Genomic DNA, 2185 nt, shown 5'->3' on the forward strand with positions numbered 1-2185 from the left:
TCGCCGACCCACGTTCGGTCGCGGGCGTGCGCTCGGGTTCGTGGTGGCCGCCCCACCCGCTCCGCGCTATCATCGATTTGCACCCGGAAATCGACGAAAGGCTGGGTGGTTGTGGTGAACGACGCAGCAACCGTGGAAGCCCGCTACCTGCGAGGGGACCTCGACTTCGAGGACGCCCTGCGCGAAGTGACCGGCGCCGACATCGGCCGCGACGACCTCGTCCAGATCCTGCACAGCCTCGACTCCCGCAACCCGGGCACCCCCGCACTGTCCGAGCACGACGCTCAGGTGCTCGCCGACGCCGGGTTCACCGCCGATCCCGCCACCGCCACGGCGGCCCGGGTGGACCGCGACATCCGCATGTTGAAGCTGGTCGGGACCTCCCTGTCGATCACCGACGCCGCGGCACGCCTGGGTGTCACCCCCGCCCGGGTCCGGCAACGCATCGCGACCGGCACCCTGTGGGCGTTCGACTCGGGCCGCAACCGCCTGCTGCCCCCGGCCCAGTTCACCGACACCGGAGCGGTGCCGCACCTCGAGAAGGTGCTCCCGCTGCTCGCGAAGGACCTGCACCCGCTGACGGTGCAGGCGCTGCTGACCCGCCCGCAGCCGTCGCTGATCGTCGACGGTCGCCCGGTGTCGATCGTGACGTGGCTGAACGGCAGTGCCGGCTCCGCCGCCGACCTTGCACCGGTCACCGACGTGCTCACCGCGGCCGAGTGGGAATCGGCGTAGATGGGGGCGATGCTCCCGCCACCCCCGCCGGTCCCCGAACTCCGCGCGGCGGGACTGCTCCCCAGGGAGGTCGTCGAGTGGCAGCCGGCCGAGCTGACGTGGCGGGTGCACCGCACCACCGGGCTGCACGTCCTGCCGTGGAACGAGCTGCGCACGTTCGGGCCGATCCTGCGGTTCGACCACCATCCGGCCCCGCGCGGTGAGCATCCCGGCCACGGCGTCTGGTACGGCGCATCCAGTCCACGTGGTGCGCTGGCCGAAGCGTTCCAGTCGGCGCGGGTCATCGACCGACACCGGGGCGACCCGTATCTGACGGGACTGCGGTTCGCCCGCCCCCTGCGGCTGCTCGACGTGGCCGGAATCGGCGGCGGCGCCTGGGCCACCCGCGTCGGCGGCAACCACGCCCTCGACTCGGCACCCCACGGCCTCTCACAGCACTGGGCGCGGACCATTCACTGTGCCCACGCCGACCTCGACGGGATCATCTACCGGGGCCGGTTCGCGGGCAGCACGTCCGTCGCCGTCGTCGAACGCGCCGCCGACGCGTTCCCCCCGCGGCCGGAACTGTCACTGCCCCTGGCGCATCCGGCCCTGGCCGGCGCCGTCGACACCTCCGCCCACGAACTCGGCTACACCATCGCCTGAGCGCTGCCTGTGGCACGATCTGTAATGAATTCCGTTGCGCCACCGAATAACCTGATGGGCGCTGTACGTCCCATTTCTCACGTTTGATGTCCAAGGGGTTTCATGTCCACGGGGAGGAAGTCATGAAGAACGAGAATGTGCGTCGAATGTTCACTGCGGTGCTCGCGACTGTCGGTCTGACCACCGGCGTCGCGGTGGGTGGAGGCGCTGTCGCGAATGCAGAGCCCGCGCCGCCAACGTCTACGACGATGACGTGTTCGAGTGCGAATCCGCTCTTCTGGGCGCCGGCGTTCACGTGGAACGTACGCGCCGCGTCGGGGGCGGCGGCGCCAAACGACGGGCCACTCGAGCCGGCGATCCTGCTCAGCGGCGGTAACGAACTGCCCATACCCACCTCGTTCGAGTTCGGGGTGAACTGGTACGGCACACGGGTGCTCGTCGACTGGCACAACCAGACGACCGGCGCGTCCGGCCGCAGCGTCAGCGACGAGGCGGCCCTGCAGCAGTATCCGGGCATCCCGATCAACCGCACCTGGACCGGGACCGGGACGGTGGACTTCACCGTCACCGTGCAAACCGGCGGCGGATGGTGGTTCGTCAACCCGCAGAACGCCGTCTGCCGGGGGACCATCTCGGTCGTGCCCATGAACTGATCCTGGGGTCCAGGTGGGAACCGGGCAGCAACAATCAAGTTCCTGTAGCTGCCGGTCAGCGGCCTCCTCGGCTCCGGAGCGCCCGGGGGCGCGCCCGTCGGGCCGGACATAAAGCGAATTTGATTAGGTTTTTTTTTTTTTTTTTTTTGGTA

General features: G+C 69.2%; 3 protein-coding genes. All 3 read left to right on the forward strand.

From position 1 onward, the window contains the following. Nucleotides 1-114 precede the first annotated feature (114 nt). The 3 genes from ACWDU4_RS21790 (at nt 115) to ACWDU4_RS21800 (ending at nt 2033) form a co-directional block, all read left to right on the forward strand. The gene (locus ACWDU4_RS21790) at nt 115-735 is read left to right on the forward strand and encodes a hypothetical protein (protein ID WP_450116005.1); all 621 of its coding nucleotides are present in this window, start codon (nt 115-117) and stop codon (nt 733-735) included. 9 nt (nt 736-744) lie between these two features. Further along, complete coding sequence (locus ACWDU4_RS21795; RefSeq protein WP_450116006.1) at nt 745-1380, forward strand: RES family NAD+ phosphorylase; 636 nt, start codon at nt 745-747, stop codon at nt 1378-1380. 122 nt (nt 1381-1502) lie between these two features. Then, complete coding sequence (locus ACWDU4_RS21800) at nt 1503-2033, forward strand: hypothetical protein (RefSeq protein WP_450116007.1); 531 nt, start codon at nt 1503-1505, stop codon at nt 2031-2033. Nucleotides 2034-2185: the final 152 nt, after the last annotated feature.

The organism is Rhodococcus sp. NPDC003348 (assembly GCF_053589375.1).